At 55.3% G+C, this 23,006-nt stretch carries 8 protein-coding genes; 1 reads left to right on the forward strand and 7 read right to left on the reverse strand.

All coding sequences use genetic code 11. The features are described from left to right. The 7 genes from FRY97_RS20135 to FRY97_RS20160 form a co-directional block, all read right to left on the reverse strand. The coding region (locus FRY97_RS20135; protein WP_170254780.1) for a DUF11 domain-containing protein at nt 1-6,294 on the reverse strand (6,294 nt) is incomplete at its 3' end. 120 nt (nt 6,295-6,414) lie between these two features. After that, nucleotides 6,415-10,926, reverse strand: a complete 4,512-nt coding sequence (locus FRY97_RS20140) for a DNRLRE domain-containing protein (protein WP_170254782.1) — start codon at nt 10,924-10,926, stop codon at nt 6,415-6,417. Nucleotides 10,927-11,046: 120 nt separating this feature from the next. Next, nucleotides 11,047-16,650, reverse strand: coding sequence for a DUF4347 domain-containing protein (locus FRY97_RS20145; protein WP_147169423.1), 5,604 nt, complete (start codon nt 16,648-16,650; stop codon nt 11,047-11,049). Between the two features lie 17 nt (nt 16,651-16,667). Beyond that, nucleotides 16,668-17,378 carry an NAD-dependent epimerase/dehydratase family protein gene (locus FRY97_RS20150; protein ID WP_246141851.1) on the reverse strand — a complete coding sequence of 237 codons (711 nt, stop codon included), beginning with the start codon at nt 17,376-17,378 and terminating at the stop codon, nt 16,668-16,670. Further along, nucleotides 17,311-17,604: a Rossmann-fold NAD(P)-binding domain-containing protein gene (locus tag FRY97_RS23160; protein WP_246141853.1), complete on the reverse strand. Its 294-nt coding sequence runs from the start codon at nt 17,602-17,604 to the stop codon at nt 17,311-17,313. The genes FRY97_RS20150 and FRY97_RS23160 overlap by 68 nt, the downstream gene beginning before the upstream one ends. 107 nt (nt 17,605-17,711) lie before the next feature. Next, complete coding sequence (locus FRY97_RS20155) at nt 17,712-18,395, reverse strand: hypothetical protein (RefSeq protein WP_147169425.1); 684 nt, start codon at nt 18,393-18,395, stop codon at nt 17,712-17,714. A gap of 18 nt (nt 18,396-18,413) precedes the next feature. After that, nucleotides 18,414-19,361, reverse strand: a complete 948-nt coding sequence (locus FRY97_RS20160; protein ID WP_147169426.1) for a hypothetical protein — start codon at nt 19,359-19,361, stop codon at nt 18,414-18,416. Between the two features lie 1,264 nt (nt 19,362-20,625). Between FRY97_RS20160 and FRY97_RS20165 the strand changes: the two genes are divergently transcribed. Beyond that, nucleotides 20,626-23,006, forward strand: a 2,381-nt coding sequence (locus tag FRY97_RS20165) for a two-component regulator propeller domain-containing protein (protein WP_170254786.1), incomplete at its 3' end; no start/stop codon positions are given.

The following is a 23,006-nucleotide window of genomic DNA, read 5'->3' on the forward strand; positions in this document are numbered from 1 at the left end:
GCCGTTGTTCGTCACCGTGATGGTGTAAGGTACCGTTGTGCCGGGCACGTAGGTATTGGTACCGTTCGTCTTAACCGTGGTGATGTCCGAAATCTGATTTGGGGAAGTTGCTTCGTCATCCGTATTATTTCCGGGAAGCAGATCGTTCTGATCGCCGAATACGGTTGCCGTGTTCAGGTAGTCGCCGGTGGTATTGACCGTGGCGGTAATATTGAGGGTGGCGGTAGCGCCGTTGGCCAGGTTGCCGATAGTCCACCGGCCGGTACCGCTATTATAGGCACCGCCACCGTCGTCGCTAACGTAGCTGTAGCCGCTGGGCAGGTTATCCGTGACGAATACGCCGGTGGCTAGATCCGGCCCATTGTTGATTACCTGCAGGGTGAAGACCACGTTGGTGGCGACATCCGGCATGGGGTTGTCCACGGTCTTGAATATTTGCAGATCTGCATAGCAGATTAGTTCATCGACGGTCACTTGCGTGGCGCCGCTGAAGCACATGGCTACTGGATCGTAGAAGGCGATATAGTAGATACCGGAGGGCACCATGGTGGGATCCGCCACCTCATTGCCCGTACTAACCGGGAGGGAGCTGTGGTAGGTGACCGTGGTGCCGGCGGGTTGATTTTCTATATTAATGGTGGTGAGGTCGGCGGTTTCCTCCGGGCAGGTGGTGTTGGTCACCACCGTCGGGAAGACCGGGAATACTTCGACTTCCGCCTCGTTGTTGGGCAGGAAGTAATCGGGCTGATCGAGGCTGACCGTCGCCTGATTGAGGTAAGAGCCTACCTGATCGGCCGCGGCCGTAATCTGCAGGGATACAGACTGCCCATTGTTCAGGTTACCGATGGTCCAGACGCCGGTGCCGGGTGTATAGCTGCCGCCTGAATTATCGGAGCTATAGGTAAAGCCGGCAGATAGCAGGTCATCCACCTGAACGCCCGTAGCATCACTGGGGCCGTGGTTGGTCACCGTGAGGGTGAAGACAACGTTGTCCCCGAAGTTAGGCATGTTGTTATCGACGGTTTTGGTGATGCCCAGGTCGATTTGGGGAGCATTGATGGTGATGGTAAATACGGCCTGGTCTTCCAGGCAGGTACCGCTCGCCGCATGCGTGTAGGTAAAGGTATAGACCCCCGGCGCAGAGGCGCTGAAGTCGACGTTAGCGGGATTGGAGATATCCACGGCATCGCCTCCCGTCTGTGCCCAGGTACCGCCGGCGTCTGCCCCGGACAGCAGGGCCGTCAGGTCATAGCCCGCGCCGCTGCCGGCAGTGAAGCTATCGCTGTTGTCGTCGCCCGCCAGCGGGCAATTACAATTTTCTACATCGAGGGAAACCGCCGTTGAGGTTTCGCTGGTGCCGCAGCCATCCGTTTGGGTAACCACTACCCGATAATCGGCGGCTTCCAGGCCGCCCGGGCTGTTGATGGTCAGGCTAGTGGTGTTCGTGCCGCTGTAGGTGGCGTCATCGGTGAGGTCTTGCCAGCCGATGAACTTATTTTCTTGCCACTGATAAGTGAAGGTGCCGCTGTTGTTGTTCGTGATCGAGAAGTTGGCGGTAGTGGATATCGGAAGATCGCAGACCGTAATTGGAACGGGCTGCGTGGAGATCAAGCTCGAGAAGCCGCTCTGCACCTCTACCAGGGCTTCCGCTTCGGAAGCACAGCCGGTGGTGTTGTCCGTGACCTGCACCGTATAGGTAGTCGTGGTATTGGCGATGCCGCTGGGATCTTCTACGAATGGGCTCGACAAACCCGTAGCGGGCGTCCATAGGAAACTATAGGAGCCGGCAGGGCTCACGTTGGTATTAAAGGTGAAGGAGGTGCCCACGCAGGCCAGCACGGGGTCAACCGTTACAGTCGGCGCTGTTGCAGGAAGCACCTTAACCGTCACCTCTTCGGTAACCGAGCAGCCGGTAGCCAGCGAGGTGGCCGTCAGCTGATAGGTGCGCGAAGCGGTGGGGCAGACCGTGGGGTTGGCTACCGTGGCGCTGCTCAGGTCGGTGGCGGGGTACCAGCTGTAGGTAAAGCCGGCCTGAGGGGTGAGGCCGATCTGCGCACAACCGCCGGTACAGACGCTGGCCGATACCGGGCTGATGGACGGCGGGGCCGTTACGATGATCTGTATGTCATCCGTGGTGGTACAGGTGCCCACCGTCATAGTGAGGGTAAGGTTGAAGGTTCCGGGGCCGGAGATATTGCTGTCAAATACCGGAGCTGCAGCTGATGTGCTGCTCAATGGTCCTGTGTCGCCGGTCCATGCGATGGTGCCGGTGTTGGACGCACTGCCGATGGTGGTCGTCTCGCCCAGGCAGATGGTCCGATTGAAGCCAGCTTCCGGCTCCGACTCGGGGGAGACGGTGATCTGATCGGTAAATTCACAGCCGTTGGTGTAGATCACTCGCAGGGAGTAGGTGGTGGCTACCGACGGATTGGCGGTGGGGTTTTGGATGGTACCGTCGTCCAGGCCGGTGAGGGGGCTCCAAATGTATTGGGCTACCCCGGTGGAGGGCGCATTGGCCCCGATGGATACGCCGGCGCCCGTGGGGCAGCTGCTGAGATCAGCCCCCAGATCAAAGGCGGGGTCAAAGACGGTGACCGTCACCGCGTCCGTAGGGTCAAGGTTGCAATTGCCAGGGAAGGTAGCGGTGACCGTATAGGCCGTGGTGCCCGTGGGCGAGGCCAGCGGCTGGGCGATATTGGGGTTGCTCAGGCCCGTGGTCGGCGACCAGGAATAGGTAACGCCCGGCAGGGCAGGCGAGCCGATTTGTACCTCATCGCCCAAGCAGATGTCCTGATCCGGCGCATCGGCAATGGTGGGGTTGTTGTCAATGGTGACAGTGGCCTCATCAGTATTGGTACAGCCCTGCGGGTCCGTCACCGTGAGCGTAAAGGTGACCGTGGTGGCCAACAAGATTTGCGGCTGTGGCGAGGTTTCATCCGTGCCATTCTGCCAGGGGGAAGCGGCGGGCTCCCAGGCAAAGGTGTTGGCTCCGCCGCTGTTGTCCGGGGTGCCGAGGGTGATCACAGCATTGCTGCAGGCCGTATAGTCCGGCCCGGCATTGGCAACCGGCCCTTGGGCAGTAACGTCTTTTTGTACTACGGAAAAACAACCACTGACATCCTCGGTCACCGTCACGGAATAGGTACCGGAGCTGGCGCTGCTCACCGTGATCTGTGGGTCGCTATCGGTGCTGGTGAAAGCATCAGGGCCCGACCAGGCGTAGGAATAGCCGGCTACGGGGGGCAGGCCGATGTTGAGCAGGGTGCCGCTGCAGGCCTCATCATCGCTTACAGGGAAGTCCGGATAGCTCCAGGCCGGGTTGTTGACTTCGATGGTCCCACTGCAGGTAAAAGAAGGGTCGATGGTGCTCGTGGCGGTGACCGTATAGGTCCGGTTGACGCCGTCGGTCAGGAATACTTCTCTCCCGGTAGTGGCGCTCAAGCCGTCAGCCGGCGACCAGGTGTACGTAAAATCATTTGCAGCCCCGGGGCCGGCGGTCGCAAGCAGGCGGATGTTGCTGCCATCGAACAGCGGGCAGTTGCCATCACGGGCCCGTTCTATCACCACACCGCAAGCACATTCAGGTACCTCTACCGTACTTACGCAGGTGGTACCTCCAAAGCTGACCTCCAATTGGTACACATCCAGCCCGCCGGCACCGGCTGGACCTACAGGCACCACCGGATCGGTGGTGCTGCCCAAGAAGCCCGTATTCCCGTTGACGGAGCTGAGGAGGGTCCAGGTGTAGGTCTCCGCGATATAGGGGGTCTGGTCGGGGGTACCAATGAAGCGCGGGCCGCAGCCGTCCAGTCCGGCAAAGGACCGAATGACCGTCAACTCAACGTCATCGGTGAAGGTGCAACCGTTTTGTTCGGCCGTCAATTGATAGGTGATCGGATCGGGCACGGTAGGGAACTCATCACCACTGTTGAAGGTAACCTCAGCAGCGTTATTGGTCTCTAAATATTTGCCCGGCGCCCAGGTGTAAGTATAGCCGGGGTCGGCGGGTGTGCCCAAAGTAGTGGTGGTCGGGTTGCCCGCGCACAATACCTGATCGGGCCCGGCAAAGTTGGGTGTAGGTGGTGGGCCGGTAAACGTCACCTCGACGGCATCGGTCGTGGTGCAGGCCAGGCCATCGGCATTGGTATACGTGACGGATAGCGTGTAGGTGGTGGTCGCCCCCGGCGTGGCGATGGGCTGGGCGATATTGGCATCGCTCAGGCCCGTAGCGGGGCTCCAGCTGTAGGTAGCAGCAAGGCCCTGTGGGGGCGTTGTGCCGATCTGAGCACCGGGGCCGCCCGCACACAGTTGGACATCGGCGCCGGCATCGGCCTCGTAAGGGATCACCACCGCCTGATCAATCTTTCGGCAGCCTGCATTGTCGATCACTTCCAGGGTGAAAATGGTCTGGCCTGCGACCGTAGCTACGGGGTTGGCAATGGCCGGGTCGTTCAGTGCGCCAGCCATATCCCAGGTATAGGTGTAAGGGCCTGTGCCCCCACTGGCCGTGGGTGCCCCCCCCAGGGTAACCGGGGAGGATGGGCAGGTGTAAAAAACACCGCCGGCATCTACGGTAGGGGCCGTACCGCCACTAATGAGCAGGGTGTGCACATTGGAGGTGTCGCTTTGCTGGCAGTTCCAGTTGGCGATCCGCCGGAAGTACCGGTCTGCTAGCGCGGGCTCCGGCAGGAAGTCTTTCCCTGTCGCCCCTGCGATATCCGTCCAAGACACATTATCCGTACTGATCTGCCATTGGTAGGTGATGGGGTCCTGATAGATGGCATCATCATCGGTACCCATAATGACTTGCGGGCTGCCCAACTGACAGGCCGTCTGCGTGGCCGGGCTGATGTCGTTGGTGACCGCAGCGGTCGATGACTGGCACTCCAGCTTGACGACCCAGTAATCTGGTGAGAAAAATCCACTACCACGGTTGTCCTCTGATTTATCCCCAGAGATAGACGAACCGGAATACCCCCCCAAAATGAAGCCCCCGTCAGCCGTTTGTGCGACCGCTTGCAAAAAATCACCATTGTCCCCCCCAATGGTTTTATCCCATTCGATAGTAGTACCTAAAGCGTCTAGCTTGACCACCCAATAATCATCAAAACCAGTAACACCTTTCGTATTTTCTGATTTATCCCCAAAAATATTCGTGTTCGAATGACCAAACAAAAGGTAACCCCCATCACCCGTTTGAGCAACCGCTAGCAAGTCATCTTGTCTGTCACCCTCTAGGGTGTTTTGCCATTCGATAGTGCCCTGGGCGTCGAGTTTCACCACCCAATAATCATCAAAACCATAGTTAGGTTCTGTTTTATCACCAGAGACAGGGGATTTTGAAGACCCTCCCACCAGGTAGCCCCCATCAGCCGTTTGTATGACCGTTTCTAAAGCATCAGACTCGCTCCCCCCAATGGTATTTTCCCATTCCATAGCCCCCTGAGCATCCAATTTAACGACCCAATAATCTAGATTACCTTGGCTGTCCTCTGATTTATCCCCAGAGGCATCTGAGGCAGAATAACCTCCTAGAATGTATCCTCCGTCAGCAGTCTGCTGCACTGATTTAAAGACTTCAGTGTCATCTCCTCCCAGCGTATTATCCCATTGTACGTTACCCAAAGCATCGAGCTTGACCACCCAATAATCACCAGAGCTATCAAAAGCATCCTGCGATTTATCCCCAGAGGCATTTGAAATAGACTCTCCACCCAGGACATAGCCTCCATCAGCCGTTTGTACGATTGCTTTTAAAACATCACCATCGGTCCCCCCAATGATTTTATCCCATTCAATCACACCAAGAGCATCGAGCTTGACTACCCAATAATCTAAATTACCATTAATAGCATCCTGCGATTTATCACCGCTGGCAGATGAATTAGAATAACCACCCAAAATACAGCCCCCATCAGCCGTTGCCGCGACCGTTTCTAACAGATCAAGGCCGTCGCCTCCAATCGTATTCTCCCACTCGAAAGCACCTGAGGCATCTAATTTCACGACCCAATAATCACTAAAACCATCGGTAGGTTCTGATTTATCCCCAGATATATTTGAATTAGAATACCCTGCCAAGATGTAGCCTCCGTCAGCAGTCTGCGTCACTGATGATAAAAAATCCTCATCGTCCCCCCCAACGGTTTTATCCCATTCGATATTGGGAGGCATAACTTGCGCCTGCAGGGTGCTGAGCCCCAAGAGCAGGCAGAGGAATGCCAAAGACAAGTATCCCTTTGCTGTTCCAAAGTGGGAAGGGATGGCTGCTGAGCGGTGTGTAAAGTTCTTCATGAAATTCTGTTTAGCGTCTTTTACCCGTGAAAGCCGCGCCCGGAAGGAGGCGTGGAAGGTCCGATTGAGATTGATTTTTTTCGTGTCTTTGATGTGTAGCATGTCGTTCATGGGTGCGGCTTAGTTATTGTTAATGTTTGGGTTGATGTTGCGGATGGTGCAGTTGGGCGTCACCTCTGCTGCGTCCACATTATTCGTGGGGTCGGGGTCGTTCTCGTTGCCGCTCACGCGGGCGATATTGAGGTAGTCGCCGGTGGTCAGCACCGTGGCGGTGATGTTGAGCGTGGCAGTAGCACTGGCGGCGAGGTTGCCGATGGTCCACAAGCCGGTACCGCTAGCATAGTCGCCGCCGCCGTCATCGCTGACGTAGGTGTAACCCGAGGGCAACAAGTCGCTGACTTCCACACCCGTAGCTGCCGCCGGGCCGTTATTGGTCACCGTGAGGGTGAAGACGACGTTGTCGCCTACATCGGGGGTGGGGTTATCGACGGTTTTGGTGATGCCCAGGTCGGTTTGAGCGACCGGCGCGGTCGGCTCATCGTCTGTATTGTTGTTCGTATCCGGGTCGTTCTCGTTGCCCGTCACGGTGGCCGTATTCAGATAATCGCCCGTCGCGTTTACCGTGGCGGTGATGTTGAGGGTGGCCGTAGCGCTGGCGGCCAGGTTGCCGATGGTCCACAAGCCGGTACCGCTAGCATAGGCGCCGCCGCCGTCGTCGCTGACATAGGTGTAGCCCGAGGGCAACAAGTCGCTGACTTCCACACCCGTAGCCGCCGCCGGGCCGTTATTGGTCACCGAGAGGGTGAAGACGACGTTGTCGCCTACATCGGGGGTGGGGTTGTCGACGGTTTTGGTGATGGCCAGGTCGGTTTGAGCGACCGGCGCGGTCGGCTCATCATCTGTATTGTTGTTGGTATCCGGATCGTTCTCGTTGCCCATTACGCTGGCCGTATTCACATAATCGCCCGTCGCGTTTACCGTGGCGGTAATGTTGAGCGTGGCGGTGCCGCCGTTGGCGAGGTTGCCGATGGTCCACAAGCCGGTACCGCTATTATAGGCACCGCTGCCGTCATCGCTGACGTAGGTGTAGCCGCTGGGAAGGTTATCCGTCACTTCCACACCCGTGGCCGTATTGGGGCCGTTGTTGGTCACCGTGAGGGTGAAGACGACGTTGTCGCCTACATTCGGGGTGGGGTTATCGACGATTTTGGTGATGGCCAAGTCGGCTTCGGCAGCTGCGAAGCTCACCTCGTAGTCTTCTACTTCGCCGTTGGCAGCGGGGCCAAAGGGATTGCCGGCCGTGAGCTCATCGGTACTCAATCGCAGACGCAGGAAGGTTGGCGCCGGACTGGTATAGCTGGCCGGCACGTTAAAGCTGATATTCTGCGTAGATAAGCCGCCCGTGGGTACGGTGATCAGGACCGAGCGCTCATCGGCATCGCTCACGAAGTCGCCATCGCCGTTCCAGTCGATATAGCCGTACAGGAAGGCATCGCTGCCGCTGTTATTGGTTACTTCTACCGCTATGGTGTAGCCACTCTGGCCGGCTTCGGGGTAAGTCAGTACTGTACTGAGCAAGCCATCATCCTCCGCACCATCACCGGTAGCGTCTGCGCTGGCGAGGGCGGCCGCTTCTGTATCCGGGGCCGTTTGCCCCAGGAAGATATCCGGACTAAGGGTAGCGGCAGCGGCGATGGGTATTGCGTCGTCACTTAAATCGTAGGTAGCCGGGGCGTCGCCGTAGTCATAGCTGACACCTGTAATGAGCACGCGGCAAGTGATCAGGCTGTCGCAACCTTGTGGTGAGAGGGCCGTGAGGGCCAGGTCGACATAGCCGTTGGCCCGGTCGGTATCGTTGATGGTATAGGTGGTGGTGGCCGCCGCCGGATCGGCAAAGCTGCCGCCGGAGCCGGAGCTCCAGGCTACCGAAGCCGCATTGGTGACCGTATAGTTGAGGCTCAGGGTGGTAGCTGCCGTGGTCACATCGGCCGGGCAGGTACCGCTGATGCCCGCTAAGGTAGCCGGGGTAATGCTGTTGCTGCCGCTGGCCGTACCCGTGCCGTTGACGCTGGTGGGCAACTGGGCCACTTCGGCGCTTAGGCCAGTGGCGGTCGTGCCGATTTCGTAATCCAGCTCGAAGGTAGAAGTACCTGCCGGCAGGGTGTAGATGGCCAACTGCTGCATGCCCGTTTTTTCCGAAAGGGCATTAGGTACATTCGGATAAGCCGGGTCAAATATATTGGGTTCGGCCAGGATAATGCCGTTGGTTTTATCGTAAGGCTCACCACTAAAGGCCGCGGAAGTGCCTGTGAGGTCGAGATTCAGCAGGGTATTGCTCAGTGTGAGCCCGCTCTGGTTATTGATGGTGATGGTGGCCGTGCCGAAGGAGCCGGGGCAGTCGCCATCACCCGTCATGGCTACGCTTACCGTCACCTGGTCGCCCATGGGACAAGCGGGGCTAGAGCCGCTGTAGGTGAGGTCGTCAGTGCTGTTTTGCGTACCGTCAAAGCCGTTGAGGCTGCCGGGGCCGCCACCAAGTGCAAAGGCGGTATTGGGGCTGTACCGTACGGGGTCGTCAGAAGCACCGGCAAATTCTAAAACTAATTGTGGTCTATCTGCAGGGTTAGCAGCATCATCAGAATAAAAGCCGTATGTAGTTTCAGCACAGGCTCCTGCACTGCCTGGATTAATGACTAGCCCAAAATTTGGATGTGTGCCAGCGAGCCACTCACTAACAAGCGTTGTAACATCAAACTCAACAATCGTATTGATAGGTAACTGAGGCGCAGCAGCGGTAGTACCTGGTACTGGTACGCTTTGACTACCGTAATCACCTGTTGCAGCAGGAACTGCTCCATTACATGCGCCTTCAGTCCATGACGCTATTGCTCTTTGAATATAAGGTACAGCATTAGCATCAGAATCCGAATTATCGGTTGACTTTTTAACTATGAAGGTAGCAGATATAATATTTTGACCAGCATAAGGGCTTAAATCAAATTCAACAACTGCTCCTCTAGGATCAATTGTACCACACAAACCTCCAGTATTGGGAGAGTTTCTAAGGCCTAACCCACAGTTCGACAAATCATCCGGAGCACTAATGCTAGACTGAGCTTTATCTGAGGTTAAAGTGGCAGAAGTGCTTGGGCCTGCACTTGGAGAAGCTGTAACATCTACGCTGTAGTCGTAGGGGCCGGCGCCGGCGCCGCTGATATCGTAGGTGAGCTGGTAGGTGGCGCAGGCGCCGGCGGGTAAGGTGACCGAGCCTGGCATCATTGGGTCGGAGATAAACGGATCAGTCCCCACCAGCATACTGTCAAGCAGTGTAGCCCCAATGGGGGCATAAGTCTCCATATTGAAATCTACCGCATCGCCCGTCCCCGTATTACAGACCTGCACGGTATAAATCACCTTATCATCGCAGCCCACGCCGGAATTAGTAACCTGCACATCGAGATTAGCGAAGGGCAGGCAGCCCATACCATCGGCGCGGCTACCCGCCAAGGAGATATTATTAGAGACATCGCCCTCATCGGGCACGGTGAGCTGATTGGACAGGTTGCTGTAGCTCAGCGGCACGCCGTTGCCGGCCTGGCCACCGTCGAAGTTGACGACCGCGTAGAGGGTGGCGGTATTGACCAAAGACGGATCACTGACGGTGCCATTGAAGGTCCCCCCTCCCAGTGGGATGCTCTGCGTGCCGGCATCCTCGGTAAACAGGTACTGGGTGCCGGGCAGAGTGGGGTCGCCATTGTAGAAGGAGATTTGCAGGTTGCCATTGAAGTCTTCGCCCGCTGAATTGTTGGTGACTATATAATTGGCCGAGGCAGTAGCTGGGCCGGGATTGCAGCCGGTGATTTCGAAATTGGAGATACCTACCGTCAGGTCGAAGGCAGGCGGTTCGGGGCTGGTACCACAGGCCGTAGCCTGGATGCCATTAATAAAAGTAATGGCATCATTGGCCAGGGTCTGATAATCACCCGCAGCGAAGTACCCACCGGGAGAAGCCACGTTACTACCTTGCAATATGGTACAAGTACTAGCCGCATCAATGGCCAGCACGACGATATAGACTCCCTGTTGCTTAAGAAAAGTTGCCAAGGAAACAATATTTCCGGATATCTGATTACAGGACGCATCCGTCATCAGTACGATGACCTTCGGTGCGGTACGCCCGGAAACAGGATTCTGATCGATCACTTGGGCGGCCCGCCGGAGGGCGTCGTAGACGTTGGTGCCACCTCTTAAGGTACGCGGAGCACTCGCGTACGATAGCACATCGCTTAGACTCGTGGTGTAATTCTGTCCCACCGAGGGAAAGCTGTACTCCTGGAAAGTGCCTGTATTGGCCCAGGTACCAATGGAGACGCGCGATTCGGTATTGCCGGTACCCAGGGGGGTGAAGGACAGCCCCAATTGAGAGGCGAATTCGCGCGACTGGCGGTTCTCTAAGGCATCGACTGAGCCGGAGTTGTCGTTGGCGATGTGGATGTCGATGCCGCAGGACTGGGCCTCCAACCCGGCAGTCGGCCAAGACAGCAGCAGACAGAGGAATGCCAAAGACAAGTATCCCTTTGCTATTCCAAAGTGGGCAGGGATGGTTGCTGACAGGTGTGTAAAGTTCTTCATGAAATTCTGTTTAGCGTCTTTTACCCGTAAAAGCCGCGCACGGAACAAGCAAGCAAAGGGCCGGTAAGTCCTCACTTCTCTCCTATCCTTGATGTGTAGCATGTCGTTCATGGGTGCGGCTTAGTTATTGTTAATGTTTGGGTTAATATTGCGGATGGTGCAGTTGGGGGTCACCTCTGCTCCGTCTACGTTATTCGTGGGGTCGGGGTCGTTTTCGTTGCCGCTCACGCGGGCGATATTGAGGTAGTCGCCGGTGGTCAGCACCGTGGCGGTGATGTTGAGCGTGGCGGTAGCGCTGGCGGCCAGGTTGCCGATGGTCCACAGGCCGGTACCGCTAGCATAGGCGCCGCCGCCGTCGTCGCTGACGTAGGTGTAGCCGCTGGGTAGATTATCCGTCACTTCTACACCCGTGGCTGCGCTCGGGCCGTTATTGGTCACCGTGAGGGTGAAGACGACGTTGTCGCCTACATCGGGGGTGGGGTTGTCGACGGTTTTGGTGATGCCCAGGTCGGTTTGAGCTACCGGCGCCGTCGGCTCATCGTCTGTATTGTTGTTGGTATCCGGATCGTTCTCGTTGCCCGTTACGGTGGCCGTATTCACATAATCGCCCGTCGCGTTTACCGTGGCGGTGATGTTGAGCGTGGCGGTGCCGCCGTTGGCCAGGTTGCCGATGGTCCACAGGCCGGTACCGCTAGCATAGGCGCCGCCGCCGTCGTCGCTGACGTAGGTGTAGCCGCTGGGAAGGTTATCCGTCACTTCTACACCCGTGGCTGCGCTCGGGCCGTTATTGGTCACCGTGAGGGTGAAGACGACGTTGTCGCCTACATCGGGGGTGGGGTTGTCGACGGTTTTGGTGATGCTCAGGTCGGTTTGAGCGACCGGCGCGGTCGGCTCATCATCTGTATTGTTATTGGTATCCGGGTCGTTCTCGTTGCCCGTTACGGTGACCGTATTCAGATAATCGCCCGTCGCGTTTACCGTGGCGGTGATGTTGAGCGTGGCGGTGCCGCCGTTGGCGAGGTTGCCGATGGTCCACAAGCCGCTACCGCTAGCATAGGCGCCGCCGCCGTCGTCGCTGACGTAGGTGTAGCCCGAGGGCAACAAGTCGACGACTTCCACACCCGTAGCCGCCGCCGGGCCGTTATTGGTCACCGTGAGGGTGAAGACGACGTTGTCGCCTACATCGGGGGTGGGGTTGTCGACGGTTTTGGTAATGCCCAGGTCGGCATCGGCGGAGAGCAAGCTGGCCGAGCGGATTTCCTCCACACATACGTTATCATCGTGGGTGACGACGACAAAGTATTCGTTGCCGAACAGACCGGTGGCATTGCTAATGTTAAGCATATCGGTATCCGTACCGCTGTACACACCGGTATTGTTGAGGGGCGTGCCGCCGGCATTGGGGTCGCCGAGGTACCACTGGTAGTTGAGGCCAGCATTGGCATTGCCCGGTGTGGTATAGTCGGGCGTTCCACTGCTGAAGGTGGTGGTTTCATCGGCGGTGGCGCCGATGGTGAAAGTGACCGGACTGCCGGAGGGCACCGTGACATCGACCGGGTCGGTGTTGATGTTGACCTGGGTGGCCAGATACTCGTTGCCATTAGCCCCATCGTAGCCATCGGTAATCATTCCGCCGGTGGTTACCCGGCCATCGCCGTCGAAGCCATCGCCATCGAGGATGCCGTCGCCGTCGGCGTCGGTGCCGCCGGATTCTACGACGTCAAAGCAGCCGTCGTTATCGGAGTCGAGGTCGAGGTAATTGAGGATACCATCTTGATCGGAATCTAAGGACTGAAACCCAAACAGAGTATTATTATCAAAACGAACATTACCACTAGCGTTATAGAAATAAAAACGAAATGTGTATACCGTATTACTTTCTAGGATTACAGGATTGGCATTAAATATCCCCCCGCTTAAAGGAACCGTTTCATCTTGGATAAGTATCTGCTCGACTGAGTTCACAAATACGGATAAGGCGAACTGAAAAGCACCTTGACCAACATTGGTATTACCGAACCGAGCATCTGAAATAGCAAGCGGTTTTGCTCCTATGGTCATAGTAAATTCTGTATAATCACCTGCAACCATAGCATTAGCTAAAGTAGTTTCATCAACTCCGGTAATATCATGATAGGAAGCGATTGGAGCAATAACTTTATTTACCGTTAAACTGGGGCCATCGCCATCTTCTAGCCTTGTAGCACTTGTAATACTTGATGATAAAATAATATCAGAACCGGTAGCAGTATGCCCATCTTGAGCCCACAATATTAATAAGCTAGGACTTGCTGAAAATTCCTCACTATCCAAAATCCCATCATTATCATCATCCAGGTCGCAAACATCGGTAATGCCGTCGCCGTCGGTGTCGGGATTGCCGGAGGCCGGGTCGCAGGCACTGATGAGCTGGGCCGAGCGGATCTCCTCCACGCAGGCATTGTCATCGTGGGTGACCACGACGAAGTATTCGTTGCCGATCAGACCGGTGACGTCGCTGATCGCGAGGGTGGCGCTATTGGTACCCGAGTACACACCGCCATTCGTGAGCAGGGTGCCGCCGGCATTGGGGTCGCCGAGGTACCACTGGTAGTTGAGGCCGGCGTTGGCGTTGCCGGGCGTGGTATAGTCGGGCATGGTATTCGGAGGGGTGCCGGTGTAGGTGGTGGTCTCGTCGGCGGTGGCGTCGATGCTGAAGTTGGCTGGAGCGCCCTCAGGCACCAGCACATCCACTGGATCGGCATTGATATTGACCTGGGTGGCCAGATACTCGTCGCCATTCGCCCCGTCGTAGCCATCAGTAATCAATCCGCCGGTGGTTACCCGGCCATCGCCGTCGAAGCCATCGCCATCGAGGATGCCGTCGCCGTCGGTGTCGGTGCCGCCGGATTCGACGACGTCGTCACAGCCGTCGTTGTCGGAGTCGGGGTCGAGGCGGTTGGGGATGCCATCATTATCAACATCATCATCAACATTGCTAAATGCGTAATCGATTTCGGTAATATTAAATCCTGAAAAACCAACAAACCAACCATCGGTTTGTACAATTTGTATATATCTGGTAGCTTGCGATAAAACATAGGAAATAATCGATGGTGTAGCAGGAATACTCTCATCAAAAACTACCTGATTATCACCGCCCCCGGCACTATAACTTCCGGATGGCACTTCAGATATTGTTGCTTCAAAATCTCTACCAAATCCAGTATTGTCTGTTACGGTTACTTCTATCGTTTCTCCTGCGGGGATAACTACCCCTAAATCGATCACTAAATAATCTAAAGGGGTAAAGGTTTGAGCTGCTGTTGCTATATCATTGTCATCCAGCAGCGCGGGGTTGCCCGTAACACCGTTGGATACAATTACACTTATATTGCCTTCACTAGTGAACGTACCACCCTCATTGCTATCCAAAATCCCATCATTATCATCATCCAGGTCGCAGACATCGGCGATGCCGTCGCCGTCGGTATCGGGATTGCCGGGGACGGGGACGCAGGCATTGAGGAGCTGTGCCGAGCGGATTTCCTCCACACATACGTTATCATCGTGGGTGACGCGCACGAAGTATTGGCCGAAGAGGCCGGTGGCGTCGCTGATGCTGAGGGTCTCGGTATCCGTACCGCTGTACACACCGTCATCCATGAGCAGGGTGCCGCCGGCATTGGGGTCGCCGAGGTACCACTGGTAGTTGAGGCCGGCGTTGGCGTTGCCGGGCGTGGTATAGTCAGGCAGGGTATTCGGGGCGGCGCCGGTGTAGGTGGTGGTCTCATCGGCAGTAGCGCCGATGGTGAAGTTAGCCGGAGCGCCCTCGGGCACCAGGACATCCACTGGATCAGCATTGATGTTGACCTGGGTGGCCAGATACTCGTTGCCATTGGCCCCATCGTAGCCATCAGTAATCAATCCGCCGGTGGTGACCCGGCCATCGCCGTCGAAGCCATCGCCATCGAGGATGCCGTCGCCGTCGGCGTCCACGCCGCCGGATTCGACGACGTCATCGCAGTTGTCGTTGTCGGAGTCGAGGTCGAATTCATTGGGAATGCCGTCATTATCGGTATCGACGAATTCTGGATAGAATAAAACATCAAGCCAATTAAAATTATATAAACCACCTGACTGTGCAGTGTTGAAAGTAAATGTAGTTATACCGATACTACTAACATTCAGGCGGGCAAATTTATTAGATTGAAAATTTCCTTCCCTCGGATAATTGGTTGTTAAATGCCCACTACCATTGGTTGATAAATTGCTTCCTGGAGAGCCAAATGGGATGCCATTACTTCCATACCATCCTGACCAAGAATTTGCACCCCCAAAATTTGTTACGTTTCCATTGTTATCCGTGTAGGAAAATGATGTTACACGTTCAAAGTTTGGTGATACTGTTTCAAGGTCTTCGAAACTAAAAATAAAGCCCCTTAATGCTACGGGGTCGCCTGTATTGGTATTAAAAAATTGTACCGTAAGACTAGCGTTGGACAATTCTATACTACCATTTGCCTGAGAACGAAAGCCAAGGATTCCCGAACCTGTCACTACGATATCAATTGGCAGGCCTGATGACGTTGTAAACCCTGTATATGTATTCGTTCCGTTTGATAATTGAATAATACCATTTGAAGCATTGGTAGCTGATCCTAAATCGAGAAAAAAAGTTCCAATTTCTTCACTATCCAAAATCCCATCATTGTCATCATCGAGATCGTCGATATCAAGCACACCATCGCCGTCGCAATCGCCGGCGGGGCCGGTACATTGTAGGCTGTGGGGGTAGTCTTTAAGGGTAAAGGGTAAAGGAGAAAGGGTAAAGGCCTGGGGGTTGACTTCCAGCACCCAGTCGCCCTCAGCGCCGGTGACGTTGGTAGAGGCGGCGACAGCAATACCAAGCTCTTTCTCCAAATAAGCCACGGCAGCCTGGCCTTTGGGGCCCTGGGCGAAGTTGCAGCCGTAGATGTGGAGCCGGGTGGTCACATGGTGGTGTGGTGGTGTGGTGGTGTGGTGGTGTGGTGATGTGGTGATATGGTCATATGGTGGTGTGGTGGTGTGGTCATATGGTGGTGTGGTGGTGTGGTGGTATGGTGGTGTGGTGGTGTGGTGGTGTGGTGATGTGGTGATATGGTCATATGGTGGTGTGGTGGTGTGGTCATATGGTGGTGTGGTGGTGTGGTGGTATGGTGGTGTGGTGGTGTGGTGGTATGGTGATATGGTGGTGTGGTGATATGGTGGTATGGTGGTGTGGTGATATGGTCGTGTGGTGGTGTGGTGATATGGTGGTGTGGTGGTGTGGTGATATGGTGGTGTGGTGATGTGGTGACATGGTCGTGTGGTGGTGTGGTGATATGGTCGTGTGGTGGTGTGGTGATATGGTCGTGTGGTGGTGTGGTGATATGGTCGTGTGGTGGTCGTGTACCACTGTGCGATTGCTTCGGCGCCCAGCCATTGACCGTTTATGAGGAGCTCGCCGGGGCGGCCGTGGGAGAAGAGGTGGAAGGTGCCGTCAGCGGTACCGGCGACGGCCTGCTCGAGGAGGTGGGCGTCGGGCAGGGAGGCGTCGATGTAAGTGTGGGAGCTAGCCGGGGGCTCGGCGAGCAGGCTGGTGCCCGCCAGCAGAATAAATACCAGGACGAAGAGGGCTGCGGGCAGCCGGGTGGCGGATGCGGCAGTAGCGTGTAAATTCCGCATCATCTTATTTGATTTAGCTCTGTAGGTTTTCTGTTTCATAGTGTGGCGTTGGTCGTTTAGCTCAAGCTGGTTTTGGCCCATTGGAGGGTTTCTCTGATTCTTTGCTGCATGGGTGTTGGCTGCAGGCCAAAGGTTTGCTCCATGGCGGTTGCGTCCAGGATAAATGGCTCATTGAATTCGTAGAGCATTTCCACCATTTCTTTGGCCGCTTTATTGAAGAGGCCCAGTACCGACAGCACCATTTTTCCGGAGGCTCTGTTTTTCAGGGGGTAGCCCAGTTCTTTTGAGATCAATTCCGTGAGCTGGTTTTGGGAATAGGGCTGTCCGGAAGGCACATGCCAGGTTTGGCCCAGGGCGCTGTCTTGTGTACCGGCAATCGCTAAAGCGCGCCCAAAGTCCTTGACATAAGTGAAGGTGTGGGGTTGGTTTAAATCACCCAGCATGTTCAGCGTCTTACGCTGTAGGGCTGCTTTAAAAAGCATGGCGCCGTTAATGGGTTCCCAGGGCCCCCAAAAGTCGCTGCCCCTGACGGTCGCGGCTCTGATTTCCCCCCGGTGGTGTGCGTCAAAGACGGTTTTGGTCATTTCCGCCCGGACTGCCCCTTTTTTTGAACAGGGATTATAGGGGTTTTCCTCCGTCATAGGCTGGCCATGGGTATTGCCGTACATATAGACATTCTCGGCAGCGATAAATTTTGCTTTACTGGCAGCGGCCAGCTTGATAATGGCATCTTGCAGGGGGGGGGAAATCCTCGCGCCAGCGATGATAAGCGGGCTGTGCGCACTGGTAAATGGTGGTAGCGCCCTGTACGAAAGGAAGCGACTCCGAGAAGTTGGTGGCATCAGCTTTAACGACAACGGCCCCCGCCGGCGGTTCTTCCATGTGGCCGCTGCGGTTAATGAGGCGCACCTGCACCCCCTTTTCAAGGAGTGCCGCTGCGGTATACCGCCCCAGGGGCCCTGTACCGAAGATGACGTGTAGCTCACTACTCATTTTGTGCTTGTTTTCTTAGCCGTTGCTTGCATTTATTGTATGACCACCCAGGATTTCGCTCCGCGCCTACTGCGAGGGGTGAGCCCCGGGTGGTCAGGCTTATCGTTCTAGAATCCCACCCGAATGCCGACCGACGCCCTTAGCCGATTATTGTAGAGGTCTTCATCGCCCAGGAAGCTCTCGTACCCATAGGTGGTGGTGTGGGTAAGGCCGGCAAAGATGTTCAGGTGCGAATTATCCGGAATAAGCTGGTAGACCATTTGGCAGCCGATCTCAGAGAGCCAGCCGAAACCGGCATCGTTACCTCCCTGCAGCTCATCTTCCCATTCATTGACCCGGCGGCCATCGGGGGTGATGCGATCCTCACCCAGGAGATAAAAGCCGGCGCCAAAGGAACCGAAGGCGACGGGAAACCGCAGCATCAGGCGGTCCGATTTCAATTTGAGGTTATAGGCCATTTCCAGTCCGAGGAAGCCATGATCGTTGGCGACCTGCAAGACGGATTTCCCTTTGTAGGTGACGCCTTCGGCGAGCACCAGATCGTACAATTGTCCGGTATTGATGGGGCCGCTACGGCCATAGGTGCGGATACCAAAGTCCCATTTTCTGTTTTTTGAGGTAATGCCAATACCGATACCCACGGCATTTCCCACGTGGCCGGGGAGGAACATGGCCGAGTACTCGGGCTGGAAATAAAAGCCGATCCCTTCGTTTTGGCTGTAGCCATGGGTAGCGAAAAAGGCCACGATGATGATGGTAAGCAGTTGATATTTTTTCATCAGATAATTCATTGGTTGGTATTTTGGGGGCTAGAAAGTGAGAAAGGGGATCGCCTGGCCATTCGATTCTCCGAAGGCATATTGATAGCCCAGTGATACCTGCCAGAAGAATTTCTCCGTATCACCGGTAGCCCCGCTCATCGGCCCCGCATATACCCTTAAGGAGTAAGCGCTGTTGTCCTTTTGGTAAGAAAAGCCGTTCAACACAATCGCGGAGACCGGCATTTGCTCATCGTAGATCGGCTCCTCGCCGAACTGCATAGCGGCTCTGAACATGGCGCCGGTATGGAAGAGGAAACGGTCCGACAGGCGCAGGCCGAGGATAATGTTGGGGTCGAGCTCTAAGCCATTCGTGGAGGAAGGCAGCTCCGGGTTTTCATCATTGGAGAGGTAGCGGTAGCTGGTGGTGAGATTGAAATCCAGCCGGTACTTTTCGGACTGCTTGATGTTGAAGCCCAGCACGGCTCCGGCAAATACCGTGCTGCCGTCTTCAATGGCCCGGGCGTTGACAAAGCGGTAGCCAATGCCGCTGTACCTCAGCTGAAGCCCCAGGCTGAACCGTTCTGAGACCTGGTGCTGGAACCAGAGGGTTTCCAGGTGGTTGTCATTTTTACTGGTACCCACCGATAAGCCCAGGTACGATTGGGCCTGCAGGGCAATTCCTGTACACGTAAGCATCAGAAGGGCTACATACTGTTTTGCGCTCATTTTTGTTTCTCTGAAGAAGTGAAAGATGCTGGAAGCGAGCCTACGGACCTCAGCGCCGAAAACCCTTATTTTTGCCGTCACGCCCTTTCCAGCGGGCATAGGCATCTCCATTGCACTGCCTGCACACAGGCCGCTGCCCTGCGGAATGTGGTGAGGGAGGAGTGAGGGGTGAGCCGGGGATTGCCCCCATGTGAAGCAGGATACAGCGCGCAGGGCCGGCCCTATGATTGGCACAATAGAAGAGAACATGGAGCTAGCCGGACTTTTCATGATACAGGGGTTTGAAATAGGTAATTAGTTTACTGTGCGTGGTGCGTGGCACAGTCTTCCCGGTGTTCGGAAAAAGGGGAAACAGTTTCCTGCGGAAGTGAAAGCTTACAAATGATGGAGACCGGTGCCCTTAGTGAGCAAGCCTCCCGATATCCGGTGTATTGGCAATTGAGAAGGAAGCGGCTCGACGGCAGAACCTATTATAGCAGCCTTGAGCAGAGGTGAGGCTACACAGCCTAAAGGGAAGCTTTGGAGGAGATCTTGTCCAATCTTGTAAGGAGCAGAGCCACTCATTTTGCTTCCCACGAAGTGGGTAGAGCAAATCGTGTCCATGAAAAATGATTTGTTATTGTTCGTTTGTTCTTATGGCGGACCTCTGGCACATATAGAGGTTCTTCTTGATTCCGCTATGACAAAGGAAGACCAAAAAAATAGGATAGTCCGGAAATTACACATGGTCATTTTGGCAATTCCCTATGGTTAATCCGGCAATTCAGCATGGATAAACCGGCAACAAACACTGGCTGTCCGGCAAAATGGGTTGTCAAAAGGCTATACGCCGTATTTTCGGCCTAGCGCTGCGGAGGGGTGGCAAGCCCGGTAGGGCCGAGCGGACAGCGAGCCCCGCAGCATAGCGGCACCTGCCGCCCGCCCCATCCTTGCGGCAGGGGCAGGCCCCTATCCTTACGGAGGGGGCAGGCTATGCCATTACAGCTGCGTGCATCTCAAATCTGCCATGCTACAGTTGCTTATAGCCAAGTGCAGAGCCTATGGCATCCTGATATAAATAGCATGATGCGGTTGCTTAAGACACTGTATGTTTGTCAAGAGGCCTCTGCCCCTGCTAAGGGCCATATCTCAGGGCAGTTGAAACCGCGCTCCTCCCGATGTAAGGCCGGCACTTTGCCCCACAACAGCAAAAGATCGGAGAGACAAGCCCTTGGGCTTCACCGGATGTTTTCTTGCTGATGCCTGAAGCAGCGATCCTCGTCCAAAAGCGGTGGGTGCCGCAGGCGGGAGCAATAGGAGGCTGCTTAGCTGTTTAGTTTTACCGGAGTAAATGTATTATCTTTGTAAAAGAGGCATGCTACTGTGAAGCCAAATGAGCTGGCAAGCTCTTCACGGGAATCATAGTGTGCAGCCCTTCTCTCCCAAACGTGATACACACAAAAACTTGGCATCTGGAATTGGATTCTGAACCTGGGTGAATAGCCCTATTTGGACGAAAATGCACACACAATTACAATTAGCCAAGCTTTTGCTTTTGTTGGTCAACTTGACGTTGTTCAGCAGCGCCAACGCACAGTCATACAGCAGCGTAACAGACCTGGAAGAATACCGACTGGAGCTCCAAGTATGGACGAAGGGGGATGGTATTCCGGACTGGTACGTTGAAGGGGTTTTTCAGGACAGCCGCGGGATGCTGTGGATAGCGTGGAAAGGCCGTTTATGCAGGTTTGATGGCAAATCCATAAAAACAGTCTTGGAGGAACCTAGAGGGCACTATGAGTTTGTAGCGACCTATCTGGGAGAGGACCGGCTGGGCAACATCTGGAAGCTTAGCGCACGGGAGGGTTCAAAGGGGATTGAGGTTTACAACCCATTTACGGAGACGTTCACGTCTATGGAAGCGTATCTGGGCAAAGAGGCCGGGCAGCTGCCGGCAGACATCGACTTCAGGCAGTGGGCCCTTTATTCTTTTCACGAAATCATCTACCTGTACCACCGCGATGACGGCCAAATGTGGAAGTTCGACGGGCATTGGGAGCAGATCTGTGCGGGCAGGAAAGAGGAGATAGTTGGTGCCCAATTCATACCGGCACCGGGCAAGGGGGTATGGAGCATCAGTGGGCAAGACGGGGTACGGCTGCTCGATCAGCAAGGGCAGACGGTAAAGCACTTCCCTGAGCTGAGGTGGCTGGACCCACGGCATCCCGACCTATGGTGGCCACTAGATACGGCCCCGGAGGTTGAGCTGTTGCTGACGGAGGATTTCAGGCTGCAGCAGCGGCTGTCAGAGGAAGAAGTGCGCTGCTTGTACACCGATCAGCGGCTGGACAAGCGCCGGAGCGCGAGGACAGTTTTCCAGCCCTACCAGCTTCAGCGCTATTTGAGCCGGCAGGAGCGCTTGCCGGGCGGGCATTCAGCGCTACAGTTGGACTTTAACGGCATCAACAAGCTTGAGCTCGTCAACCGTGAGCGCCAGGATCGTACCAACCTTTTGCCGGTTATCAATGAGGCTTTATCCAAATTCAACCTGTCGGTCGACAAAGCACCTGATTTCATTTACGGCTACCCCTGGCCTATCGTACTGAGAGATGGCAGTATTTTGTGGCTTCCACAGGGCAGGGCAGCCATAGTGATTGCGCAAATCAAGCCCGTTCATTTTCAGTCAACGGAGCAGGATAAGCGTTTTTACTGGATGTCTGCCCGGGGAGAGAAGCTATATACCCTGGCGGAGCCAGGCAGTCAGGTATCTGCTTATGCCCTTGACCATTTTGCCAAGGAGCGGCTCGTGCCCTCTTTTTTCCCAGTTAACTGTTTGTCGACCCAAGCCGACTACCTATGGTACGGCTATAGCGGTAAATTTGGGAAGTTATCGTATGCCCCACCTCATACTAGTCAGCTGATCACCGCAGGGCAAGGCGGGGAGGAAGAAGACTATCATCATATATATGACCTTTTGTTTTTGACGGACAGCCTGTTGTGGGTGGCGAGTGACCTAGGAGCATACGAATTGGATTTAAAGAGCCTGGAGCGCCGACCTTTAATTGACAGCACGGCGGTAAACGTCTTTTACCGGGACCGTGGAGGCCGGGTCTGGGCAGGGACCGAGCAGGGGGCGTACAGTTTTTCAGAGCACCGTTACTACTTGAATGCATTGCCGGAGATCGGAGCGCTGGATATCGTCCATTTTTATGAGCAGAGCCCGGATACTTATTGGCTGGCTACTCGTCAGGGGCTGATCCGTTGGGAGCCGGGCAGTGACCGCTATAAACGCTTTACTACCGAGGACGGGCTGTCAGACAACATTATACATGCGGTATACCCCGACAAGCATGGGCGGCTGTGGATGTCTACGAATTATGGCATCTCAGCTTTTCTGCCAGCAGACAGCACATTCCAATCCTTTTTCATTGAGGACGGGCTGAGCCACAACGAGCAAAACTTCAGGGCCCATGCTCAGGATGAGTCTGGCCGGCTTTATTTTGGCAGCCTGGCAGGTATCAATTACTTTGACCCTAACGACATCCCGTTGCCCCAAAACCAGATGGGCTATGACCTATTTGCGAATTATATGACGCTTTACGATGGTGAAGGGAAGATACTTAGGGAACAAGCCATAGTACTAAACGAAACGGCCCCTTATGCCCTCCCCCGCTCCTGCAAACAGCTATCGATAAAATTTTCCCTGCCCAATTATCAAACCAGAAGGCTGAGTATAGAGTGGCAGATTGCAAATACGGGCGGCCAATGGCAAGCGCTCGGCAGCGACAGGGAGTTCTTCATGCCTAACGTCCCGTTTGGCGATCTACATTTAGCGTTTCGGGTACGGAATTCCGATACGCATCAGATCATGGGCACCTATCAGCTACATTTTGAAGTGCAAAAGCCAATCCTCTATAGTTTGTTCTTTTGGCTCAT

This window comes from Phaeodactylibacter luteus (assembly GCF_007993045.1).
Classification (GTDB): Bacteria; Bacteroidota; Bacteroidia; order Chitinophagales; family Saprospiraceae; genus Phaeodactylibacter; species Phaeodactylibacter luteus.

Bases quoted from the DNA above. Each gene is read 5' to 3' on its own strand.
- FRY97_RS20140 (WP_170254782.1), bottom strand. From the start codon at position 10,926: ATGAAGAACTTTACACACCTGTCAGCAACCATCCCTGCCCACTTTGGA.
- FRY97_RS23160 (WP_246141853.1), bottom strand. From the start codon at position 17,604: ATGAGTAGTGAGCTACACGTCATCTTCGGTACAGGGCCCCTGGGGCGG.
- FRY97_RS20160 (WP_147169426.1), bottom strand. From the start codon at position 19,361: ATGAAAAGTCCGGCTAGCTCCATGTTCTCTTCTATTGTGCCAATCATA.
- FRY97_RS20145 (WP_147169423.1), bottom strand. From the start codon at position 16,650: ATGAAACAGAAAACCTACAGAGCTAAATCAAATAAGATGATGCGGAAT.
- FRY97_RS20155 (WP_147169425.1), bottom strand. From the start codon at position 18,395: ATGAATTATCTGATGAAAAAATATCAACTGCTTACCATCATCATCGTG.